Annotated in this window: 19 protein-coding genes and 1 pseudogene; 10 read left to right on the plus strand and 10 right to left on the minus strand. The window is 71.1% G+C overall.

The features are described 5' to 3' along the window. Positions 1–24: 24 nt before the first annotated feature. The 8 genes from pstS to OG246_RS10625 form a co-directional block, all read right to left on the minus strand. A complete protein-coding gene (gene pstS / locus OG246_RS10590; protein ID WP_266459214.1) occupies positions 25–1,149 on the minus strand; it encodes a phosphate ABC transporter substrate-binding protein PstS in 1,125 nt (374 codons plus the stop codon). Between the two features lie 280 nt (positions 1,150–1,429). After that, positions 1,430–1,852, minus strand: coding sequence for an NUDIX hydrolase (locus tag OG246_RS10595; RefSeq protein WP_266459217.1), 423 nt, complete (start codon positions 1,850–1,852; stop codon positions 1,430–1,432). Positions 1,853–1,881: 29 nt separating this feature from the next. After that, positions 1,882–2,922 carry a CHAD domain-containing protein gene (locus OG246_RS10600; RefSeq protein WP_266459220.1) on the minus strand — a complete coding sequence of 347 codons (1,041 nt, stop codon included), beginning with the start codon at positions 2,920–2,922 and terminating at the stop codon, positions 1,882–1,884. Next, complete coding sequence (locus OG246_RS10605) at positions 2,903–5,134, minus strand: RNA degradosome polyphosphate kinase (protein WP_266464061.1); 2,232 nt, start codon at positions 5,132–5,134, stop codon at positions 2,903–2,905. Before OG246_RS10605 ends, OG246_RS10600 begins: the two co-directional genes overlap by 20 nt. Before the next feature lie 305 nt (positions 5,135–5,439). Further along, positions 5,440–6,441 carry a hypothetical protein gene (locus tag OG246_RS10610; protein WP_266459223.1) on the minus strand — a complete coding sequence of 334 codons (1,002 nt, stop codon included), beginning with the start codon at positions 6,439–6,441 and terminating at the stop codon, positions 5,440–5,442. Next, positions 6,438–7,430 carry an ABC transporter permease gene (locus tag OG246_RS10615; RefSeq protein WP_266459226.1) on the minus strand — a complete coding sequence of 331 codons (993 nt, stop codon included), beginning with the start codon at positions 7,428–7,430 and terminating at the stop codon, positions 6,438–6,440. The genes OG246_RS10610 and OG246_RS10615 overlap by 4 nt, the downstream gene beginning before the upstream one ends. Further along, positions 7,427–8,347, minus strand: coding sequence for an ABC transporter ATP-binding protein (locus tag OG246_RS10620; RefSeq protein WP_266459229.1), 921 nt, complete (start codon positions 8,345–8,347; stop codon positions 7,427–7,429). The genes OG246_RS10615 and OG246_RS10620 overlap by 4 nt, the downstream gene beginning before the upstream one ends. After that, positions 8,344–8,733: a GntR family transcriptional regulator gene (locus OG246_RS10625; RefSeq protein WP_266464063.1), complete on the minus strand. Its 390-nt coding sequence runs from the start codon at positions 8,731–8,733 to the stop codon at positions 8,344–8,346. The genes OG246_RS10620 and OG246_RS10625 overlap by 4 nt, the downstream gene beginning before the upstream one ends. 123 nt (positions 8,734–8,856) lie before the next feature. Between OG246_RS10625 and OG246_RS10630 the strand changes: the two genes are divergently transcribed. The 5 genes from OG246_RS10630 to OG246_RS10650 all read left to right on the plus strand — a co-directional run bounded on the left by OG246_RS10630 (position 8,857) and on the right by OG246_RS10650 (position 13,658). Beyond that, positions 8,857–9,408, plus strand: coding sequence for an RNA polymerase sigma factor (locus tag OG246_RS10630; RefSeq protein WP_266459232.1), 552 nt, complete (start codon positions 8,857–8,859; stop codon positions 9,406–9,408). A gap of 167 nt (positions 9,409–9,575) precedes the next feature. Then, entirely contained in the window at positions 9,576–10,379 is an 804-nt protein-coding gene (locus tag OG246_RS10635) for a zf-HC2 domain-containing protein (protein ID WP_266459235.1), read from the plus strand. A gap of 74 nt (positions 10,380–10,453) precedes the next feature. Beyond that, complete coding sequence (locus tag OG246_RS10640) at positions 10,454–11,350, plus strand: ABC transporter ATP-binding protein (protein ID WP_266464067.1); 897 nt, start codon at positions 10,454–10,456, stop codon at positions 11,348–11,350. Beyond that, positions 11,347–12,921, plus strand: a complete 1,575-nt coding sequence (locus OG246_RS10645) for an ABC transporter permease (RefSeq protein WP_266459238.1) — start codon at positions 11,347–11,349, stop codon at positions 12,919–12,921. The genes OG246_RS10640 and OG246_RS10645 overlap by 4 nt, the downstream gene beginning before the upstream one ends. Beyond that, the gene (locus OG246_RS10650) at positions 12,912–13,658 is read left to right on the plus strand and encodes an ABC transporter (RefSeq protein WP_266459241.1); all 747 of its coding nucleotides are present in this window, start codon (positions 12,912–12,914) and stop codon (positions 13,656–13,658) included. Before OG246_RS10645 ends, OG246_RS10650 begins: the two co-directional genes overlap by 10 nt. 223 nt (positions 13,659–13,881) lie before the next feature. Here OG246_RS10650 and mshD read toward each other — a convergent pair whose 3' ends face one another. Then, complete coding sequence (gene mshD / locus OG246_RS10655) at positions 13,882–14,808, minus strand: mycothiol synthase (protein ID WP_266459244.1); 927 nt, start codon at positions 14,806–14,808, stop codon at positions 13,882–13,884. A gap of 201 nt (positions 14,809–15,009) precedes the next feature. On the opposite strand from mshD, the gene OG246_RS10660 reads away from it, so the two are divergent. The 3 genes from OG246_RS10660 (at position 15,010) to OG246_RS10670 (ending at position 19,251) form a co-directional block, all read left to right on the plus strand. Beyond that, entirely contained in the window at positions 15,010–16,809 is a 1,800-nt protein-coding gene (locus OG246_RS10660) for a bifunctional UDP-sugar hydrolase/5'-nucleotidase (RefSeq protein ID WP_266459246.1), read from the plus strand. A 294-nt stretch (positions 16,810–17,103) separates the two neighbouring features. Further along, a complete protein-coding gene (locus tag OG246_RS10665) occupies positions 17,104–17,226 on the plus strand; it encodes a hypothetical protein (RefSeq protein WP_266459256.1) in 123 nt (40 codons plus the stop codon). A gap of 132 nt (positions 17,227–17,358) precedes the next feature. After that, on the plus strand, positions 17,359–19,251 hold the full coding sequence (locus OG246_RS10670; RefSeq protein WP_266459259.1) for an ABC transporter ATP-binding protein: 1,893 nt from the start codon (positions 17,359–17,361) through the stop codon (positions 19,249–19,251). Here OG246_RS10670 and OG246_RS10675 read toward each other — a convergent pair. Then, a complete protein-coding gene (locus OG246_RS10675) occupies positions 19,155–19,931 on the minus strand; it encodes a response regulator transcription factor (protein WP_266459260.1) in 777 nt (258 codons plus the stop codon). The two genes, OG246_RS10670 and OG246_RS10675, sit on opposite strands and share 97 nt — an antisense overlap. Positions 19,932–20,155: 224 nt before the next feature. Here OG246_RS10675 and OG246_RS10680 point away from each other — a divergent pair, with 224 nt between their 5' ends. Together OG246_RS10680 and OG246_RS10685 are read left to right on the plus strand one after the other, a co-directional pair. Then, positions 20,156–20,677, plus strand: coding sequence for a hypothetical protein (locus OG246_RS10680; protein WP_266459262.1), 522 nt, complete (start codon positions 20,156–20,158; stop codon positions 20,675–20,677). Between the two features lie 229 nt (positions 20,678–20,906). After that, a pseudogene (locus tag OG246_RS10685) lies at positions 20,907–21,474 on the plus strand (alpha/beta fold hydrolase); the annotation flags it as partial. Position 21,475 lies beyond the last annotated feature (1 nt).

Below are 21,475 nucleotides of genomic sequence, written 5' to 3' on the forward strand. Positions count from 1 at the left end.
CTGGCGGCGGTGCACCGTCGGGGTTTAGCTCAGGCCCGCGATGGTGGTGCGGACCTTGGCGATGATCTCGGCCGGGATCGGCGCGTAGCCGGCCTCGGTGAGGAGCTTCTGGCCGTCCTCGCTGGCGATGTAGGTCAGGAACGCCTTCGTGGCCGGCAGGGTGTCGGCCTTGTTGCCCTTGTCGCAGACAATCTCGTAGGTGACAAGGGTGATCGGGTAGGCGCCCTCGGCCTTGGTCGCGTAGTCCAGCTTGAGCGCGAGGTCCGAGCCCGTGCCGACGACCTGGGCGGCGGCGATCGCCTTGGTGGCGTTGTCGACGGTGGCCTCGACCGGAGCCGCGGCACCCGTGTCCAGGGAGGCGGCGGCGATGCCGTCCTTGGCGTACGACAGCTCCATGTAGCTGATGGCGCCGGAGGTCTGCTTGACCTGCGCGGCGACACCGCTGGAGCCGCTCGCGGACTGGCCGCCCTTGGCCTGCCAGGCCTTGCCGCCCTCGTACTTCCAGTTGTCCGGCGTCGCGGCGATCAGGTACTTGGTGAAGTTGTCCGTGGTGCCGGACTCGTCCGAACGGTGGAACGCCTGGATCTTGAGGTCGGGCAGCGTGGCGTCGGGGTTCAGCGCCTTGATCGCGGCGTCGTTCCAGTTGGTGATCTTGCTGTCGAAGATCTTCGCGATGGTGGTCGCGTCCAGGACCAGGTTGTCGACACCCGGGACGTTGTAACCGACCGCGATCGGGCCGCCGACCATCGGGAGGTCGATGGCCTGGCCACCGGTGCAGACCGCCTTGGAGGCCGTGACCTCTTCGGGCTTCAGCGCGGAGTCGGAGCCGGCGAAGGCGACCGTGCCCTGCGTGAACGCGGTGACGCCGGCGCCCGAGCCGCCGCCCTTGTAGTTGATCTGCACGCCACAGGCGGTGCTGAATTCCTTCACCCAGGCGTCGATCGCGTTCTTCTGCGCGGAGGAGCCGTCGGCGAGGAGCTGACCCTTGGCGTCGTCACACTTGATCGAGCTGGCCGCGCCGGTCGTGGCGCTCGAGTCCGTGGTGGTGCCGGTGTCGTCCGAGCCGCACGCCGTGAGGGCCAGGGCGCCGGAGACCGCGAGAGCGCCGAGGGTGAGGGCCCGCCGGTTCATGCGCTGCTGAAGCTTCACTTTTCGGGTGTTCCTTCCAGGAGCCGCCGTCTGGTGGCGGCGTGCGAAGTCTGTGTGATGCGGAGGAGACATCCGTCAGGCCGCCTCGCACCGTGTAAGGCCGAAATTAGGCAGATCAGGTGAAGGCGCCGATGGCCAAAAGTGAACGGGGGGTGAACCCCTGAGGGCGGTGCGGTGAGGTCACGGAACGCTTACGTCGAGGACACGGAGAGATCCCGAACCGGGGGACCCGAAAGGGAACTCTACGTAATCGATCGGCTACGCACACGTTCCGGCACCACTACGCAAGATGCAGCGCGCTCAGCAGCGCGTCCACCAAGTCGCGGTCGCGGGGCTGGGTCAGGCGGGTGCGGGCCGCGTCCGGGGTGAGCCAGCTGATGTGGTCGACCTCGCGGTTGGGGATGAAGTGGCCGTCCGTCGCCTCCGCGGCCCAGTAGCCGACCTGCTTGCGGCGGCCGTCCACGTAGTAGAGGGCCGAGGGGAGGCGGGCGCCGGGCACGCAGCGGAACCCGGTCTCCTCCTCGACCTCGCGCAGCGCGCCGGCGAGCGGGTCCTCGCCGCGCTTGAGCTTGCCCTTGGGGTGCGACCAGTCGTCGTACTTCGGCCGGTGGACCAGACAGATCTCCAGCTCGCCGGGTACGTCCATTGGGGAGGTGCGCCACAGGACGCAGCCGGCCGCCTGGATGGTGTCGTCGTCGGTCATCGGACCTCCAGTCCCTTCAAGCGGGTCTTCTACGGGGTGCGTACCGCTTCCTTCTGCCAGCACTGCTGGAACGCGAAGCGCGCCGCCTCCACCTCGTGCCGCTGGTCGGCGTGGAGCACGCCGAGCGCGTAAGCGGTCGCCGGGGCGATGCGCGGGGTGCGGGCCGCCGAGGCCGCGGCCGAGGCGGCCTCCGCGGCGTCCCGGTGCTGGTTCAGGGCCTGGCCGGCGCCGAGCAGCCGGGGGTCGACGGGGCACTCCTCGCCGTGCAGCACCTCGCGGGCGTAGCGGTGCAGGCGCAGCAGCAGGCGGACCTGGTGCCAGGGGGCGTCCTGCGGCTGGGGCGCGGTGTCGGCGGAGAGGCCGTGCACGAGGGCCTCCGCGTTGTAGGGGTGCCCTGCGGTGAGCAGCGGCAGGGTGCCGACGGCGTCGATCAGGCGGCCCTCGGCGGCGGCGGCCGACGGGCGCAGGTCGGCCATGGCCGCCGTCGGGGTCAGCGGCACCTCGCTGGCGAGGACGGCGACGCTGTCCGCGACGGCGTGGAAGCGGGAGGAGCCCAGTGCCTGGAGGGCGGCCGAGTGGGCCCGGGTGCGGGCCAGGGTCAGCTGGCGGTCGAGCAGGGCGCCCGCCTTCGCCGCGCCGATGGTCAGATTGCCCTTGGGTTCCGTGCTCGCCTCCGGTCCGGCCTGCGCCGGGAAACCGGCGGGCGTGCCCGGGCCTGACAGCCGGTTCAGTGCGCCGAGCAGCCGCTCCAGACGGGCCGAGTACGCGTGCTCGCGCGCCAACGTGCCCGACAGCCAGGCCAGTTCGGGGCGCATGCCCTCCGACCAGTCCGCGTCGAGCAGCGGCCGGAAGGTGTGCAGCGAACCGCTTATCCGGCGGGCCGAGCGGCGCAGGGCGCGCGCCGCGTCGACGGAGCCGTCCGAGCCGCTGGACGCACCGCCGGTCTCCCGGTGCTGGCGCAGTGAACGGAGGAACTCCGTTGCCTGCGCCCGTAGATAGCCCGCCAGGGCGTCACAGGACACCGGCCCGGCCGTGCTGGGGTCGGTGGGGTCAAGTTGTTGCTGTGCCACGCCGGCGCCTCCGGGCGTCAATGAGCATCTCCTGGACGTTCCGCAGGGGTTGGCCCTCGGCGTCGAGCGCGTGCCGGGTCCATTCGCCGTCCGGGCCCAGGTGCCAGGAAGCGGTGGTGTCGGACATACCGGTTTCGAACAGCCGGTTGAGGGCTGCCCGGTGGGCCGGGTCGGTGATCCTCACCAGAGCCTCGATGCGGCGGTCGAGGTTGCGGTGCATCATGTCGGCGCTGCCGAGCCAGATCTCGGGTTCGCCGCCGTTGCCGAAGGCGAAGACCCGGGAGTGTTCCAGGAAGCGGCCGAGGATCGAGCGGACTCGTATGTTTTCGGACAGGCCCGTGACGCCGGGCCGGACCGCGCAGATGCCGCGCACCCAGATGTCGACCGGCACGCCGGCCTGCGAGGCGCGGTAGAGGGCGTCGATGATCGCCTCGTCCACCATCGAGTTGACCTTGATGCGGACGAACGCGGGGCGTCCGGCGATGTGGTGCTGGACTTCCTTGTTGATCCGCGAGATCAGGCCGTCGCGCAGGGACTTGGGGGCGACGAGCAGCCGGCGGTAGGTCTCGCGGCGCGAGTAGCCGGAGAGCCGGTTGAAGAGGTCGGAGAGGTCCGCGCCGACCTGCGGGTCGGCGGTGAGCAGCCCAAGGTCCTCGTACAGGCGGGCGGTCTTGGGGTGGTAGTTGCCCGTACCGACATGGCAGTACCGGCGCAGTGTGTCGCCCTCCTGGCGGACCACAAGGGACAGCTTGCAGTGGGTCTTCAGGCCGACGAGCCCGTACACGACATGGCAGCCGGCCTCTTCGAGCTTCCTGGCCCACTTGATGTTGGCCTGCTCGTCGAAGCGGGCCTTGATCTCGACCAGGACGAGGACCTGCTTGCCGGACTCGGCGGCGTCTATCAGCGCGTCGACGATCGGCGAGTCGCCCGAGGTCCGGTACAGGGTCTGCTTGATGGCCAGTACGTCGTCGTCCCCCGCCGCCTGCTCCAGGAAGGCCTGGACGGAGGTGGAGAAGGAGTCGTACGGGTGGTGCAGCAGTACGTCGCGCTCGCGCAGGGCGGCGAAGATGTCGGGCGCGGACGCCGACTCGACCTCCGCGAGGTCGCGGTGGGTGCCCGCGATGAACTTCGGGTACTTCAGCTCGGGCCGGTCCAGGCCCCCTATGCCGAAGAGGCCGGTCAGGTCGAGGGGGCCCGGCAGCGGGTACACCTCGGCCTCGGAGATCTTCAACTCCCGTACCAGCAGGTCGAGTACGTACCGGTCGATGGACTCCTCGACCTCCAGGCGCACCGGCGGCCCGAAGCGGCGCCGCATGAGCTCCTTCTCCAGGGCCTGGAGCAGGTTCTCGGCGTCGTCCTCCTCGACCTCGAGATCCTCGTTCCGGGTGAGGCGGAAGGTGTGGTGCTCCAACACCTCCATACCCGGGAAGAGCTCCTCCAGATGGGCCGCGATGACGTCCTCGATGGGGACGTAGCGGCTGGGGGAGGCCTCCAGGAAGCGGGAGAGCAGCGGCGGGACCTTGACGCGCGCGAAGTGGCGGTGGCCGCTGACCGGGTTCCGTACGACGACGGCCAGGTTCAGGGACAGGCCCGAGATGTACGGGAAGGGGTGCGCGGGGTCGACCGCCAGGGGGGTGAGGACCGGGAAGATCTGGTGCCGGAACAAGGTGAACAGGCGGGCCTGCTCCTTCTCCGTCAGCTCGCTCCAGCGGACCAGGTGGACGCCCTCCTCCGCGAGCGCGGGGGCCACGTCCTCCTGGTAGCAGGCCGCGTGCCGGGCCATGAGCTCGCGCGAGCGGGCCCAGATCATCTCCAGGACCTCGCGGGGCTGCAGGCCCGAGGCGGACTTGGTGGCCACGCCCGTCGCGATGCGGCGCTTCAGTCCCGCCACCCGGACCATGAAGAACTCGTCCAGGTTGCTGGCGAAGATCGCCAGGAAGTTGGCGCGCTCCAGAAGTGGTGTGTTCGGGTCCTCGGCGAGCTCGAGCACGCGTTCGTTGAACGCCAGCCAGCTGCGCTCCCGGTCCAGGAACCGGCCCTGCGGCAGCTGGATGCCGTCCTCGACCGTGTCCTCGTACGCGTCGAGGTCGGCGTCGAGGTCCGGTTCCAGGTCGGAGACGTTCGCGGCCACCGTGTGCGGGCGGTGCGCGGCTATGGAGCCGACGGACGGCTGTGCGTGCTGGACCGGGGCCTGGGCGCTTGGCTGGTTCATGGACCCATTCTTCCGCCCCGGGAGCGCTACTGGCGCGTCGGAGAGCGCGAACGGCAGCGGAGCGAGGCGGATGTTCCCGTTCGCCAACACCAGCTCGTGCTCGTCCACCGTCGACGGCAGGGGCTCGCTCTCCTCGGAGGGCGGAGGCTCTGGCGCGGCGGGGGGGTTCATTGGTCGAGCGTTGCAAGGTCGTCTGAATCGATGGTTACGGGGACATGACGTGCGGGATATGGAGGGGCGTCTCCCGGACGTCCGTGGAGCCGGGAGACACGTCCATACCCCGCATTCAGGCGGTAGGCCGCTTGTCAGGCGGTACGCCGCTTCAGGACCCGGAAGGTCAGGAAGACGACGAGGGCGGTGAGGGTGAGGAGGATGGCGGATTCCGTGAGCTGGAGGGGCCAGAAGTGGGACGGCGGGTGGTAGGTGGCCCACAGGTCGGAGATGCCGTTCTTGCTCATGCACCTGTTGAGGTCGACGGCCGTGTCGTTGTCGACGCAGGCCAGGTTGTTGCCGATCCGCTCGCCGGAGGTGAGGATCACGCCGTGTTCGAGGGGCGCCGCATCGGCCGGGAGGTTGGAGGCGGCCGCCCCGGTGACGGTCACCGACGGCCACAGGCTCACCCGGTACAGGTCCCCGAGGGTGTGCACGGCCACGGTGACGACGAGGGCCAGGCCCAGCGCGGGCAGCGTACGGCGCACCAGTAGGCCTGCCAGGGCGCCCACGGCGAGGGCGCACAGGGCGGAGCCGACGGCGACCGGGCCGTTGGCGCGGAAGACGTCCGAGTTGTACCAGTCCACGCCGAGGAGGTCGCGGCCGTCGGCCCACACCAGGCGGTGCAGGAGCACCAGCACGGTCGTGCCGGCGGTGATCAGAGCGGCCGGGACCGCGAGCTGCGCCGCCAGCCAGCGCGCGGGCGTGACGGACTGCGTCCAGGCGAGGGCGGACGTGCCGCTCTCCAGGTCGCGGGCGACCAGGGTGGCGCCCGCCCAGGCGGCGACCAGGTAGGGCAGGTAGGCGATGGCGGAGGTGGCGAGCCCGGTGACCAGGTCGTAGAACTCGTACGTCCCGTCGAGGGTGTCCACGCAGCCGGTGGCCGTGGCGCACGAGGCCACCGAGCGGCTCCACTCCCGTACGGCGTCCGCGCCGAGGGCGTACGCCCACAGCATGCCCGCCGCGGTCACCGCGACCAGGGCCCACCAGATCCGCAGTGGGGTGCGGTGCAGCTTCAGCGCCGCCCAGACGGCGCCGCGCGGCTTGAGTGGAGAGGGGCGCTCGGCGAGTGGCCGCGCGGTGGTGACTGCGGTCATGCGGGCTCCTTGGCGGTGACGACGGGGGCGCCGCCCGTCTGCCGCTTCAGCAGACGGAAGGCGGCCAGGACTGCGACTGCGGCGAGGGCCAGTACCAGGGCGGTCGCCGTGAGCTGGAGGGGCCAGTAGTGGGAGAAGGGGTGGGAGTCGTTGTAGTAGCTGACGGCGCCGAGGCGGTCGTACAGGTCTCCGCACTCGGCGACGTGGCTGCTGCCGCAGTACGGGTTGGGGATGCGCGCGCCGGAGGCGGTGAGGAGCCCTTCGTCGACGGTGAGTCCGAGACCCCTGGGGCTGTCGTCGGTGAGGCCGCTGACGGTCCTCACCGAAGGCCAGAGGTAGGGGCGCGCCAGGCTGACCGCGCCCCAGACGGCTCCCGTCGCCGCCACCGTGACGACGAGCGAGGCCAGCGAGCGGCGCAGCACGAGGCCTGCCAGGGCGCCGGCGGCCAGGCCGAACAGGGCGAAGGCGACGGTCGTCGTGCCGTTGGCGTGGAAGGTGAGGAGGTCGGTCCAGGACTTGGCGTTGTCGATCTTTCCGCGGCCCTTGGACCACACCAGGTTGTGCAGCAGGACCAGCACACTCGTTCCGGCGGTGACGAGCGCGGCGGGGACGGCCAGCTTGGCCGCCAGCCAGCGGGCCGGGGAGAGCGACTGGGTCCAGGCGAGCTGCGCGGTGCCGGTCTCCATCTCCCGGCCGGTCAGCGAGGCGCCCGCCCAGGCGGCGACGAGGAGCGGTACGACGTTCACCGCGATGCTCATGTACTGCGAGAGCGACTTGTAGGTGAGGATCGCGTCCTGGTCGTAGGCGCAGACGGGCTTGGAGCAGGCGTTCCACTGCCGCCACCCCGAGGCCGCCGCGTCCGTGAGCGGGCCGTACAGCCACAGCAGCAGGGCTCCGGCGACGAGGAACACTCCGGCCCAGACGTACAGGGCGGGGCGGTGCAGCCGCAGCATCACCCGTGTCGTGGTGAAGGGCAGGACGGCGGTCATGCGGCGTGCTCCTGAGCGGGGGTGCGGGTGGCGTCGAAGGTCAGCGTGGGCGCGTCGGGGCTGCGCAGATGCGCGAGGACCAGCTCCTCGAGGGAGGGCTCCGCGGTCTGCCATTCGTCCCCGAGCGGGCCGTTCGGGCGTACCAGCGCGGTGAGCTGGCGTCCGGTGGTGCGGGACTCGACGACGGTGTGCGGGGCGAGGCCGCGGACGGTGTCGGTGCCGGGGGAGTGCGCGGGGCCGGTGATCAGGGTGTGCGCGGCCAGCAGGTCGTCCAGGTCGCCCGCCAGGCGTACCCGGCCGCCGCCTATCAGGAGCAGGTGGTCGCAGGAGCCCTCCAGGTCGGCGACCACGTGCGAGGACATCACGACCGTGGTGCCGTGTTCGGCGGCCTCGGCCATCAGGACGCCCATCAGTTCGTGGCGGGCGAGCGGGTCGAGGTCGGCCATCGGCTCGTCCAGGAGCAGGAGTTCGGGCCGCTTGCCGAGCGCGAGGGCGAGCGCGACGCGGGTGCGCTGGCCGCCGGAGAGGGAGCGGACCCTGCTCTTCGGGTCGAGGTCGCCCTTCGCCACGATCCGCGCGGCGACCGAGGCGTCCCAGCGGGCCGGGTTGAGCTCCTGGCCCAGGCGGAGCGTGTCGGCGACGGTGAGCTGCGGGTACAGCGGCTTGCTCTGCGCGACGTACGCGATGCGTTCGCGGGCGGCGGCCGGGTGCGTGCCGAGCACGGTCAGGGAGCCCTCGGTGGGGGCGAGCAGCCCGGCCGCGTGGGCCAGCAGGGTCGACTTGCCCGCGCCGTTCGGTCCGACGACGGCGCAGACGCGTCCCGCGGGGAGCCGGAAGGTGCACTCGCGCAGCGCCCAGTTGCCTCGCCGCCCGAACCGCTTGCCGAGTCCGGCCGCCTCCAAGGCGGTGTCCGTCATTCCTGGTCTCCCTTGGTGAACTGTTCATCGAGTACGGCGGTGAAGAGCGCTGCCACGTCCTCGCGTTGGAGCCCGGCCTTGCGGGCCCGGGACGCCCAGGCGTCCAGCTCGGCGCGCAGGGGCGAGTCGGCGGGGGTGCTGCTCAGTGACTTGCGTACGAAGGTGCCGAGGCCGCGTCTGGCCTCGACCAGGCCCTCGCGCTCCAGCTCGCGGTAGGCCTTCAGGACGGTGTTCGGATTGATCGCGGTGGCCTCCACGACCTCGCGGGCCGTGGGGAGTTTGTCGCCCTGCTCAAGGAGGCCCAGGCGCAGCGCCTGCTTGGTCTGCTGGACGATCTGGACGTACGTGGCAACACCGCTGCGCCGGTCGATGCGGTACTCCACCACTACGGCAACCACCCTTTCACTAATTGAGTAGTGAAAGGGTGATGCAGAATGGTCATGACTGTCAAGCACGAGATTTTTCCGGCGGGCGTGAACCGATCGGCAGGGTTCGTCCGATGAGGGGGCGTGAGGGAAACGAGAAGCGACGGGGAGCTGCTGCGGGCCATCGCGGCGGACGGGGACCGGCGCGCCTTCGAGGAGCTGTACCGGCGGTACGCGCCATGGCTGACCGCGCGACTGCGCGGCCGGTGCGCCGACGCCGGGGTCGTCGACGACGTCGTACAGGAGACGTTCCTCGCCGTGTGGCGCGGCACCGCCCGCTACCGGGAGGAAGGCTCCCCGGGAGATGCCGCCGGCTGGCTGTGGCGCATCGGCTCCCGGCGGCTCATCGACACCCTGCGCGGCGACGGGGCGCGCGGGCGGATGCGGCAGGCGCTGACCCGCCTGCGCCACCGCGACGAGGTCTCCGCCGAGGAACGCGTCCTGGCCGGCGTCGAGCACGGCGACCTCGCGGGCGCCCTGACCCGGCTCTCGCCCGAACTGCGCGCGGTCCTCCAGGCCACGGTGATCGACGGGCTCACCACCCGGGAAGCGGCCGTCCTGCTCGGCATCCCGCCGGGCACGGTCAAGACGCGGGCACTGCGTGCGCGCAAGCAGTTGCGGGAGGCACTGGCATGAGCGGCAAATTTCAGCCCCTCCGGCGTTTGAGGAGCGGGGGTTTGGGGGCGGCGCCCCCAAGGACGGGACGGGAAGGGGCGGAGGGGGCGAAAACCGCTGCTGCGCCCGAGGCCGACGGCCAGTGGCACGTGGACGATGCCGATCTCCGGGCTTACACACAGGGCGAGTTGACCCCTCCCCGGCTCTGGTCCGCCGACACCCACCTCGCCTCCTGCGCGCGGTGCCGTCAGGCGCTGGCTGATGTGAGCGATCCGGTCGCGCTGGACGCCGGCTGGGAACGGCTCGACGCAGAGCTGGACGCGCCGCGACCGAGGCTTGCGGAGTCGCTGCTCGTGCGGGTCGGCGTCGCCGACCACACGGCGCGACTGCTCGCGGCCACCCCGGTGCTGCGCCGCTCCTGGCTGTGCGCGGTCGCCGTGGTCCTCCTGATGACCGTGGCGGCCACCTACTCGGTGGGCGCCGGGGCCACGCCCAAGCTGTTCCTCGCCCTCGCACCGCTGCTCCCGCTCGCCGGGGTCGCCCTGGCGTACGGGCCCACGCTCGACCCGACGTACGAGATGGCCGTCGTCACACCGACGCACGGGTTCCGGCTGCTGCTGATCCGTACGGTCGCCGTCCTCACCGTCGGCCTCGGCCTGAACGGGCTCGCCACCCTCGCACTGCCCACCTACGGGCTGCGCGCGCTCGCCTGGCTGCTGCCCGCGCTAGCCCTCACCGGCACCGGGCTCGCGCTGACGCCCCGCCTCGGCCCCGTCCTCGCGCCCTCACTGGTCGGCGGGGCCTGGGTCGCACTGCTCCTCGCGGCGCAGGCGACGGCCGCCGACCATGCCACGCTCGCGCCGTTCACGGCCGCGGGGCAAGGGGTCGCCGGGGCGGTCGCCGCGGTCGCCGCCGGGCTGCTCTATCTCGTACGGGACCGGTTCGACTCGGCGCCCGCGCACGTTCCCTTCTCCGGCGGGGGCGTCGTATGACCGCCCCCTTCGCGAACCCCACGAACTTGAACTTCACGAACTTCGCCGACTTCTCCGACAGGAGCGCCGTACGTATGACGCCCACCGTCTCCGCCTCCGGCCTGACCCTCCGCTACGGCGGAACCTTCGCCCTCGACGACGTCTCGCTGCGCCTCGGCGAGGGCGTCACCGGGCTGCTCGGGCCCAACGGGGCGGGAAAGACCACTCTGTTGAGGGTGCTCGCCACCGCCGTGCCCGCCGACCGGGGTGCCTTCACGGTGCTCGGGCACGACCCGGCTACCGCTGCCGGGCGCCTGGACCTGCGGCGCGAGCTGGGTTATCTGCCGCAGACCCCGGGGTTCCACGAGGACTTCTCGGCCTTCGAGTTCGTCGACTACGTGGCGATCCTGAAGGAACTGACCGACCGCGCCGCCCGGCACCGGGAGGTGCGCCGCGTGCTCGACGCCGTCGACCTGTCCGACGTACGGAGCAAGCGCATCAAGAAGCTGTCCGGCGGCATGCGCCAGCGGGTCGCGCTCGCCGCCTCGCTCGTCGGCGACCCCGGTTTCCTCGTCCTCGACGAGCCGACCGTCGGACTCGACCCCGAACAGCGCATGCGCTTCCGGGAGTTGATCGCCCAGGCGGGAGAAGGGCGGACGGTTCTGCTGTCCACCCACCAGACCGAGGACGTCGCGATGCTCTGCCACCGCGTGATCGTCATGGCCCTCGGGCAAGTCCGCTTCGAGGGCACCCCGGCCGAACTGACCGCACGTGCGGCGGGCCGGGTGTGGAGCAGCACGGAACGCGACCCGGCCGCCCGCGCCGGATGGCGCACGGGAACCGGCTCCTTCCGCAACGTCGGCGACCCGCCCGAGGGTGCCGACCTCCTCGAACCGACCCTGGAGGACGGCTACCTGCTCACCCTCGACGGCGAGACGGGCGAACCGGGCGAGACGGGCGACAGCGACGAGACCACGGGGGTGGCCGCATGAGCAGCACGACGGAACTGGTCGAGGAAGCGGCGCCCGCGGGGGTGGAGCCGGCTCCGGCGGCCAAGCGGCACAGAGCGGCGGCCGTCATCGCCCTCGCCCGCTTCGAGGCGCGCCAACTCCTCTTCCACATACCGGTGTTCGCCTTCCTCGGGTTCTACCTCGCCTTCACCGGCTGGGACCTGTTCAACGGCCGCGAGGGCATGGACGAGTTCCCGGCCCTCCAGGACGTCGACCGGGCCACCCAGGCCGCCCCGCAGCTCCTCGGCGTCGCACTGCTCGTCTGCGTCAACCGGACCGTCCTGCGCTCCCACCGGCGCGGCACCGACCGGCACTTCGACGTCCTGGTCATGGAACCGTGGCGGCGTACGGTCGCGCACGCGCTGTCGGTCGTTCCGTACGCGGCGCTCACCGCGCTCGTCGTCGCCGTCCAGATCGTCTGGGCCGGGCACAAGCTGGGCGCCGTCGGCCACCCCTCGCCCGCCGAACTGGCCGTGGGGCCGCTCGCCGTGCTCCTGTCCGGCGTACTCGGCGTACTGCTCGCGCGGCTGTTCCGGTCCTCCTTCGTCGCCCCGCTCGCCGTCGTCGTCGCCGTCGTCCTGCCCACCATGCTGTCCTCCAGCACGGGCGGCCCGCGCTGGCAGCAGTGGCTGTCGCCGGTCGTCACCGAGACGGGCGCCGACCCGTTCCCGTCCGAACTCCTCGGCCGCCCGGCCGGCTGGCACGCGCTGTATCTGGTGGGGCTCATCGGGGTGCTGATCTGCGCCGCGGTCCTGGTCAGCGGCGGTCGCAACCGGATCGTCCAGGCGGCCACCGCCGTCACCCTCGCCGCCACGGTCGCGGGTGTCGCCGGGCAGTCCCAGGGTGACTCTGCCGCCCTGCTCGCGGCCCGCACGAAGATGTCCGTCAGCCCGGAGAAGTTCCAGACGTGCCACGAGTACGGCAGGTCGACGTACTGCGCCTTCCCCGAGTGGGATGCCCGCGCCGCCCTCGACTGGGCCCCGCTCGTCGACCGCGTCCAGTCCCTCGCGGGCGGCGCCGCCGGGGGTGAGCGGCTGACCGTACGGCAGCGGATCGACGCCCGTTACGGCCTGACCGACGACGCCACGTTCGACGCGTCCACCACACCGGGCACGGTGACCGTCGGCACGCGGTGGGGCGGCAACCGGGTTCCCGAGTTCGCCGTCGGAGTCGCCTCGGTCCTGGTCGCGGGCAGCGAGGCGGCCGCGGGCGAATGGTGCGACGACGCCCGGGTGGTCACCGTCATGTGGCTGGCGCTCGGCAACGACTCCGACCCGATGACCGCGTTCCGCAACGTCCGGCTCGACGACAGCATCGAGGGTTCCGCGCTCGCCCTCGCGCCCACGAACAGCATCTCCTTGAGCGCCGAACAGGCCCGGATCGTACGGGAGTTGCTCCAGAAGCCCCGCTACAGCGTCATCCCCAAGGTGAAGTCGCACTGGACGGAACTCACCTCCCCGAAGACGTCCCTGGCCCGGGTTGCCGAGCTGCTGGGAGTGCCGGCCGGGTCCAAGGCATCGGCGGACACGACGGAGGACGAGTCGTGCGAGTAGCCGTTCCCGGCGAGGGTGCGCGGGTCACGTTGCCCGGCACCCGTGGCCCGTCCAGGAAGCGTACGTACGCCGTGGTCCGCGCCCTTCTCCACCCCGTGTGGCGCTCCCTGCCGCGCCGGGCGCTTGCCGCCGGTGCCGTCCTGGGGCTGCTGTGCGCCGGGGCCCCGTGGCTGATGTCGGTCTCCCGCGACAGCTGGCCCGGCCTCAACATCCTGCGGGCCGCCGCGCTCGCCTTCGGGCTCGGCCTGGCCTTCCTCCTCGACGACCCGGCCCGGCACACCACCGCGGCGGTGCCGACGCGGCGGCCGGTGCGTATCGGCCTCCGGGTGGCGTTCGCCGTTCCGTTCGCCGCGCTCTGGTGGACGGCCGTGCTGCTCCTCGTACCGGAGGACGTCCGGCCGCCGGTCGGCGCCGTCACCCTGGAGGCCGCCGCCGTTGCCGCGCTCGCCCTGGCCGGTGCGGGGCTCGCGGTGCGGTTCACGGAGTCGGCCGAGCCCGGGATCGGGGTGTCGGCCGGGCTGCTGGGCGGTGGCCTCGGCGCGGCTCTGCTGCTGCCCGACCGGTGGGCGCTCGTCGTGTCGGTTCACGACCCGCGGTGGGACGGTGCGCATGAGCGGTGGGCGGGGGTTCTGGTCGTGGCGGTGCTGGTGGGGGCCGCCGCCTGGGCAGAGCCCCTGCGGAGGCGCAGGGTGATGCCCGTCCGCGGTGCGGCGCGGCGGTCCGTCGGCGGGGCGTGAGGGTTTTTCGCCCCCTCCGCCCCTACCCATTCCCGTCCCTTGGGGGCTCCGCCCCCAAACCCCCGCTCCTCAAACGCCGGAGGGGCTAACCCCCTCAGCCCGTCCGGCGTTTGAGGACGAGGCCGTTCAGGCCGATAAGCGGGGGTCTGGGGGCGGCAGCCCCCAGGTACGGGACGGGTAGGGGCGGAGGGGGCGAAGAAAAGCCCCGCCCGCACCCCCAGGGTCAGGACTCGCTGCGGTACATCAGGTCCGTCTCGTGGGTGTGGAAGCCGAGGCGTTCGTAGACCGTGACGGCCGCCTTGTTGTCGGCGTCGACGTAGAGCATGGCCGTCGGCAGGCCCTGGCCGGCGAGGTGGCGGAGCCCGATCGTGGTGAGGGCCTTGCCCAGGCCCCCGCCCTGGGCACCCGGGCGCACACCGACGACGTACACCTCACCGATCTGTTCCTCGGCGTGCACCTTCGTCCAGTGGAAGCCGATCAGTTCACCGGCCCGGAAGGCGAGGAAGAAGCCGGACGGGTCGAACCACGGCTCGGCCATCCGGTCGTCAAGGTCCCGCTGGGTGAGGGAGCCCTGCTCGGGATGGTGGGCGAAGGCCTCCGCGTTCACGGCGAGCCAGGCCGCGTCGTCCCGCCCCGGCACGAAGGCGCGGACGGAGACCCCGTCCGAGAGCTTCGGCTCGGGCAGGTCGAGGCCGGTCAACGGGCGCCGCATCTGGCGCAGTTCGCGGAAGAGGGTGAGCCCGAGGACCTGGGCGAGATGCCGCGCGGCGGAGTGCCCGCCGTGCGCCCACACCCGCAGCCGCTTCCCGGACTCGGCGAGCAGCGCGGAGCCCAGCGCCCGCCCGTGCCCGTGCCCGCGGTGCCCCGGGTGCACGACCAGCTCGGCGGCCGGAGCCTCCACCGGGTCGGTGTCCTCCAACTGCGCGTATCCGACCAGCTCGTCGCCGAGGGTCAGCAGCAGATGCCGTACTCCCGGACGCGCGCCGCCCTTCAGATACAGGCGCCCCTGCTCGGACACCGCCTGCTGCCCGTCGGCCGCGGCGGCCTCCGCGAGCAGCCGGAGCACGCCCTCGGCCTGGGCCGGGGAGAGCGCGGAGTAGGTCTCGATGGCGCGGGAGAGGCCGGGCTGTGCGGTGTCGTCGCTGGTCATGCATATGAGGGTACGGCGAGCCGCCCGGATGGATCGAGAGGCAACGGCAACCTGTCTGTAACCACGAACCCCCTGTTGCGCTACGCGCGTTGATTCTAAAGTGCACGCAAAGACCTCAGCTGTCGCACGGCTCCCGGAGTTCTCAGGTATCCCGGAGCCCGCTCAGCTCTCGGAGCTCTCACACCTCCCTGGGGGGAACCCATGCCGACTCCCCGGCACAGACGTACCTATCGCATACTCGCGGGCGCCGCGGGCCTCGCCACGGTCGGCGCCCTCGCCGCCGCGCTGCCCGCCAGCGCCGGCCAGGTCACGGAGAAGGGCGCCGGTCACAAGCCCGGCAGCAGCCGTTACCAGGACGTACAGCTGCTGTCGTTCAACGACCTGCACGGCAACCTGGAGGCCCCGTCGGGCTCTTCCGGCCGGGTGACCGAGCTGCAGGCGGACGGCACCACGAAGACCGTCGACGCGGGCGGCGTCGAGTACCTCGCCACCCACCTGCGCGAGGCCCGCGCGGACAACAAGTACTCGATCACGGCCGCCGCTGGTGACATGGTCGGCGCCTCCCCGCTGATCTCCGGCCTCTTCCACGACGAGCCGACCATCGAGGCGCTGAACGGCCTCGACCTGGACGTCACCTCCGTCGGCAACCACGAGTTCGACGAGGGCGCCAAGGAGCTGGCCCGCCTGCAGAACGGTGGCTGCCACCCGACGGACGGCTGTTACAACGACAGCGAGGAGTTCGAGGGCGCCAACTTCCCCTACCTCGCGGCGAACGTCACCAACGAGAAGACCGGCAAGCCGATCCTCAAGCCCTACTGGGTGTGGAAGAAGAACGGCGTCAAGGTCGGCTTCATCGGCGTGACCCTCGAAGGCACCCCGAACATCGTCTCCGCCGAGGGCGTCAAGGGCCTGAAGTTCGGCGACGAGGTCGCGACGATCAACAAGTACGCCAAGGAGCTCCAGAAGCAGGGCGTGAAGTCCATCGTCGCGCTCATCCACGAGGGCGGCGCGCCCGCCTCGACGGCGTACAACTACAACTGCGACAGCCCCGGCGCCGGTGACGGCATCTCCGGCCCGATCGTCGACATCGCCAAGAACGTCACCCCGGCCGTCGACGCGCTGGTCACCGGCCACACCCACCAGGCGTACGCCTGCACGATCAACGACCCGGCGGGCAATCCGCGCATGGTCACCTCGGCCGCGTCCTTCGGCCGTCTCTACACGGACACCACGCTGACGTACGACCGCTGGACCGGCGACATCGCCCGTACCGCGGTGAAGTCCGCGAACCACGTGGTCACCCGTACCGTGGCGAAGGCCGCCGACATGACGGCCCTGATCGACCGGTGGAAGACCCTCTCCGCCCCGATCGCCTCCCGCCCCATCGGCTACATCGCGGGCGAGATCCCCAGCACCGGCACCGAGTCCCCGCTCGGCGACCTGATCGCCGACGCGCAGCTCGCGTACGCCAAGTCCCTCGATCCCGAGGCCGACCTCGCGGTGATGAACCCGGGCGGCATCCGTGCCGGGCTCACCTACGCGGCGAGCGGCAGTGAGGGCGACGGGGTGGTGACCTTCGGCGAGGCGTACACGGTCCAGCCGTTCGCCAACACCGTGAACCTGGTCGACCTCACCGGCGCCCAGGTGATCACCGCACTGCAGCAGCAGGTCAGCGGCCTGAACGAGGCCTCCCCGAAGATCCTGCAGATCTCCGCGGGCCTCACCTACACGCTGGACCTGACCAAGACGGGCGCGGCTCGCCTGGTCGCGGACTCGGTCAAGCTCAACGGCACGGCCATCGACTCGGCCGCCACCTACCGCGTCGCGATGAACTCCTTCCTCGCGGGCGGCGGCGACGGCTTCACCGCACTCGGCCAGGGCGCCAACGTCCTCGTCGGCGGCGACGACCTCGCGGCCTTCGAGTCCTACCTGACGGCCAACTCGTCCGCGACGACGCCGTACCCGGTGCCGGCCGCGAACCGGATCACGATCGTGAAGTAGGAACAGCAAGATGAGCAGTGGGGCCGGTACGCCTATGCGTACCGGCCCCTTTGTTTTATCCTGGCAATTACCTCGGTAAGTTCCAAGTGAGGCCCGTAATAAGTTCTGTGTGAGCGGTGGGTCGGTTCCCGCTCCGGGCTGAAAATTGTTTTCAGGTGCAATTCATCGAGGTCTAAGGCGAATTGGCGATTTCGGGGTTCGGTGTCCCGTAGTGTTTTCCATGTCGAAAGCGAACAGGGCTTACGGCAAAAGGAATTCAACACGCTGTCATCGCAGCGAAAAAGGGAGAACGCCATGAGCTTCCACAAGATCACCCCGGTCAAGAAGAGCAGCAAGGCCGCGCCCAAGCCCGCTCCGAAGAAGAAGGCCACGAAGAAGCCCGCGCCGAAGCGCCCGGTGGGCCAGCAGGGCCGCTAGCAGCCGCTACGAGGCGGGGTCTCCGGAATTTCCCGGAGACCCCGCCTCGGCCATGTTCCGGACAAGGGTCTCGGCCGTGTTCGGACAAAGACCCCGGTCGTGTTCCGGACCGGAAAGGGGAGTTGAGCCGACATGCGGGAAGTCCGCGAGGCGTTCGCACGCTTCTGGCCGCTGACACGCGGCGACCGTAAATGGCTGGTGCTGATCATCGCCTGCGTGATCGTGGCCGCACTCGCCGAGACGGCCTCGATCCTGCTCTTCGCGAATCTCACCGACCACGCACTTCAGCGCGGTCTGCTCCGTGCGTTCTGGGGACCGGCCGGCACCTGGCTCGCGGTCGCCGTGCTCGGCGCCATCGTCGGCTACCTGGGCAATTCGCTCGCCGTGTGGACCGCCGAGAGGTTCGTCCTGCGGCTGCGCGCGAGCGTCTTCCGGCATGTCCAGGACCTGCCCCCCGACTTCTTCCAGAAGCACCGCCAGGGCGACCTGGTCGAACGCCTCACCGGAGACGTCGAAGCCATCGAGCAGATGGTCGTGTCCGGCGTCGTCGGAACCGTCTCCGCCGCCTTCTCGGCCGTCTTCTACGCCGCAGCCGCCCTCTGGCTCCGCTGGGACCTCGCCCTCGTCACCTTCCTCCTCGCCCCCCTCTTCCTCGTCGCCGCCCGCCGCTTCGCCGGCCGCATCAAGAAGTCCTCCCAGGAGGAGCGCGCCGCCGACGGTGCGATCACCTCCGTCGTCGAGGAGTCCCTCGGCAACATCGTGCTGACCCAGGCGTACAACCGCCGCGGCGCCGAGGAGAAGCGGCTCGACACGGAAGCCCGGGCCTGGATGCGGGCCAGCGTGCGCGGGGCGCGGGCGAGCGAGATGTACGAGCAGTTCGTCGAGGTCGTCGAGACGCTGTGCGTGCTCGCGGTGATCGGCCTGGGCGTCTGGGAGATCGCCCAGGGGCGCATGTCGCTCGGCCAGTTGCTCGCCTTCGCCGCCTTCCTCGGGTACCTGTATCCGCCGATCCGCAGCCTCGGCCAGCTCGGACTGACCCTCACCGCCGCGACGGCGGGCGCCGAGCGCCTGGCCGAGATCCTGGACACCGAACCCGCCGTCACCGACCCCGCCGACCCCGTCCGGGCCTGGCCCGTACGCGGCTGGGTCAGCCTCCACAACACCTCGTTCCGCTACCCCGGCGCCGAACGCGACTCCCTCCACGACGTGACCTTCACCGCCGCACCCGGCGAACTCGTCATCGTCACCGGCCCGAGCGGCGCCGGAAAATCGACGCTCTCCAAACTCCTCACCCGCTTCTACGACCCCACCTCGGGCGTGATCTGCCTGGACGGAGTCCCGCTGGCCGACGTACCCCTGGAGTTCCTGCGCGAGAACGTCGCGCTGCTGCCGCAGGAGACCCTCATCCTGAACGGCACGATCCGCGAGAACATCGGGTGCGGACGGCCGGGAGCCTCCGCGGCCGACATCGAGCGGGCCGCGGCCGACGCCTTCGCGCACGACTTCATCAGCGCGCTCCCCGACGGCTACGACACGGAGATCGCACCCGGCACGGCCACCCTCTCCGGCGGCCAGCTCCAGCGCATCGCCATCGCCCGCGCCATGCTGCGCGGCGCCCCCGTCCTCGTCCTCGACGAACCCACCACTGGCCTCGACTCGGTCGCCGCACGCCGGGTGGTGCAGCCGCTGCGACGCCTGATGGCGGGCCGTACGACCATCATGATCACGCACGATCTGAGCCTGGCCCCCGACGCCGACCGCATCCTCGTCGTGGACGGCGGACGGTTGGTGGAGGAGGGCACCCACGAGGAGCTGATGGAGCGGCGCGGGGCGTACGCGCGACTGGCGACGCCGGAGCTGGGGGGCTCGGGGGTGGCACTGGGCTCTTCGGTGAAGACGCCGGCCGACTCGACGCCGGTGCTCGGCGGCTACTTCATCCCGAGCGTGCCGCGTGTGCCGGGGCTCACAGTCGGGCCCGGCGTCCCGTACCTGCCCGAGGACGCCTCGGGCGTCCGGAGCGTGTAGCCAAGACCCCGCACGGTGTGGATGAGCCGGGGTCCGCCCCGGTGCTCCATCTTCCGGCGCAGATACATCACGTACACGTCCAGCGTGTTGGACGCCGGCTCGAAGTCGAAACCCCACACCGCCTTGAGGATCTGGGCGCGGCTGAGAACCTTGGCCGGGTGCCGGAGCAGGTACTCGAGCAGGCCGTACTCGGTCTTGGTGAGGTCGAGGGGCCGGCCGTCGCGGGTCACCGTGTGGGCGCGCAGATCCATGGTGACGTCGTCGAAGGCGAGCTGGTCGCCGGGGCGCGGCGCGGCCGGCTTCCGCTCGGGGCTGCGGCGCAGCAACGCCCTTACCCGCGCGAGGAGTTCCTCGGTCGCGAAGGGCTTCATGAGGTAGTCGTCGGCGCCGTTGTCGAGGGCGACGATACGGTCGCCGACGGCGTCCCGGCCGGTGATCATCAGGATGGGCACGGTGAACCCGGAGGCTCTGATCCGCCGCGTGGCGGCCAGTCCGTCGAGGCCCGGCATGGTGACGTCCATCAGCACCAGGTCGGGCAGCCCGTCCACCCCGGCGACCAGATCGAGGGCCTCCCGGCCGTCCCCGGCGAGAACGGTCTCGTACCCCTCGAACCTGAGCAGTCTGTCGAGCCCCTCTCGTACGGCCTCGTCGTCATCGGCCAGCAGGATCTTCCGCGCCATCCGTCAAACGTGTAACGGGGGGCTGTGGGAGAGCTTGGAGAGGGGTGTGGGGAGGCTGGGGGTCGGCCTCGCCGCGCCGGTGCCAGACGGCCCATCGGTGTCCAGTCGCCGAGCCACACCGTGACCGTCCGTCCCGCGGCCCGGGTGTCCAGTCCGTCAGCTGCGGCCGGTTTCCGAGAAGCGGACTGCGCCTGCTGGTCTGGGACGTCATCATGGTCGGCGTGATGCCTGAGCCGCGCAACGCACCGTCCGGCACCCCGGTCACGTCCTCGGTCGGGGACGGGTCCGAGGCGGCCCGAGAGCCGTCGAAGTCTGTCCTGGAGCTGTACAAACTGGCCGTGGAGATGGCCGACCGAATCTCCGCACGACGGGGCCAGGCGAACGTCTTCTTCCTTTCCATCCAGACGGCCTTCGTCAGCGTCATCGGTGTCTCCCTGTCGAACCTGCGACAGGAGCCGTGGTGGGCTGCGCCGGTACTCGCCCTGGCGGGGGTGGCGATCTCGATGACCTGGTGGATGCAACTGCGCAGCTATCGCGAGCTGAACCGAGCGAAGTTCGCGGTCATCAACGCGATCGAGATGCAGTTCCCGGTCAAGGTCTTCACCGACGAGTGGGGGCATCTGACACGAACACGTGAGATCTCCAGGCGGGCGCGGTACGCCGAACTCGGGTTCGGCGAGCGGGTGATCCCGTGGATCTTTGTTCTCGTGCACACTCTGCTCTGTTTGGGCAGGTTGCTCGGATAGCGGCGGAGAAGGCCCACGCCCGCCGAGAGCATGCTGCGTGATCATCCTCGACACCCACCGTTGGCGCCACACCGGGTTGAGAGGTTGTGCCGCGCCGGACCGCTGTCGGGAACTCGTGCGGAAGCACCCGAAACGCCCGCACCGGGATGATCTTGTTCACTATAGGGAATGCCTCGTGGCACAGCCACGCGGCGCACGACCGTGAGCGGGGCGCGAGGGGAGGCCGCGGGTGCGGGAAACGGTGCAGACGGGGGACGGCCGCCGATTAGCCGTCGAAGTCACGGGCGATCTGAACGGTGAGCCGGTTTTCCTGCTGCACGGCACGCCCGGCAGCAGACTCAGCCCGGCACCCCGGCCGATGCTGCTCTACCAGCAGCGAGTGCGGATGATCACGTACGACCGCCCCGGTTACGGCACCTCGGACCGGCTGCCCGGACGCCGCGTCTCGCATGTCGCCGCCGACGTCGCGGCCATCGCGGACTCCCTCGGCATCGAACGCTTCGCCGTAGTCGGCCGCTCAGGCGGCGGCCCGCACGCGCTGGCGTGCGCCGCGCTGCTGCCGCACCGGGTGACCCGGGTCGCGGTGCTGGTGAGCCTCGCGCCGCGCGACGCCGACGGGCTGGACTGGTTCGCTGGCATGGCGGCCTCGAACGTCAGCGAGTACACCAAGGCCCTGGCCGGCCCGGGACCGGCTGGAGGCCAGTCTGCGCAAGCGCTCCGTCGCCATCCGCAGGGATCCTGTGCGGCTGCTCGCCCAGTTGCGCTTCGACCTCACCGAGTCGGATGTGCGCGTGGTGG

This window comes from Streptomyces sp. NBC_00620 (assembly GCF_026341825.1).
Lineage (GTDB): Bacteria > Actinomycetota > Actinomycetes > Streptomycetales > Streptomycetaceae > Streptomyces.

Bases quoted from the DNA above. Each gene is read 5' to 3' on its own strand.
- OG246_RS10660 (WP_266459246.1), top strand. From the start codon at position 15,010: ATGCCGACTCCCCGGCACAGACGTACCTATCGCATACTCGCGGGCGCC.
- OG246_RS10640 (WP_266464067.1), top strand. From the start codon at position 10,454: ATGACGCCCACCGTCTCCGCCTCCGGCCTGACCCTCCGCTACGGCGGA.
- OG246_RS10595 (WP_266459217.1), bottom strand. From the start codon at position 1,852: ATGACCGACGACGACACCATCCAGGCGGCCGGCTGCGTCCTGTGGCGC.
- OG246_RS10680 (WP_266459262.1), top strand. From the start codon at position 20,156: ATGCCTGAGCCGCGCAACGCACCGTCCGGCACCCCGGTCACGTCCTCG.
- OG246_RS10605 (WP_266464061.1), bottom strand. From the start codon at position 5,134: ATGAACCAGCCAAGCGCCCAGGCCCCGGTCCAGCACGCACAGCCGTCC.
- OG246_RS10645 (WP_266459238.1), top strand. From the start codon at position 11,347: ATGAGCAGCACGACGGAACTGGTCGAGGAAGCGGCGCCCGCGGGGGTG.
- OG246_RS10610 (WP_266459223.1), bottom strand. From the start codon at position 6,441: ATGACCGCAGTCACCACCGCGCGGCCACTCGCCGAGCGCCCCTCTCCA.
- OG246_RS10620 (WP_266459229.1), bottom strand. From the start codon at position 8,347: ATGACGGACACCGCCTTGGAGGCGGCCGGACTCGGCAAGCGGTTCGGG.
- OG246_RS10675 (WP_266459260.1), bottom strand. From the start codon at position 19,931: ATGGCGCGGAAGATCCTGCTGGCCGATGACGACGAGGCCGTACGAGAG.
- OG246_RS10665 (WP_266459256.1), top strand. From the start codon at position 17,104: ATGAGCTTCCACAAGATCACCCCGGTCAAGAAGAGCAGCAAGGCCGCG.
- mshD (WP_266459244.1), bottom strand. From the start codon at position 14,808: ATGACCAGCGACGACACCGCACAGCCCGGCCTCTCCCGCGCCATCGAG.
- OG246_RS10670 (WP_266459259.1), top strand. From the start codon at position 17,359: ATGCGGGAAGTCCGCGAGGCGTTCGCACGCTTCTGGCCGCTGACACGC.
- OG246_RS10615 (WP_266459226.1), bottom strand. From the start codon at position 7,430: ATGACCGCCGTCCTGCCCTTCACCACGACACGGGTGATGCTGCGGCTG.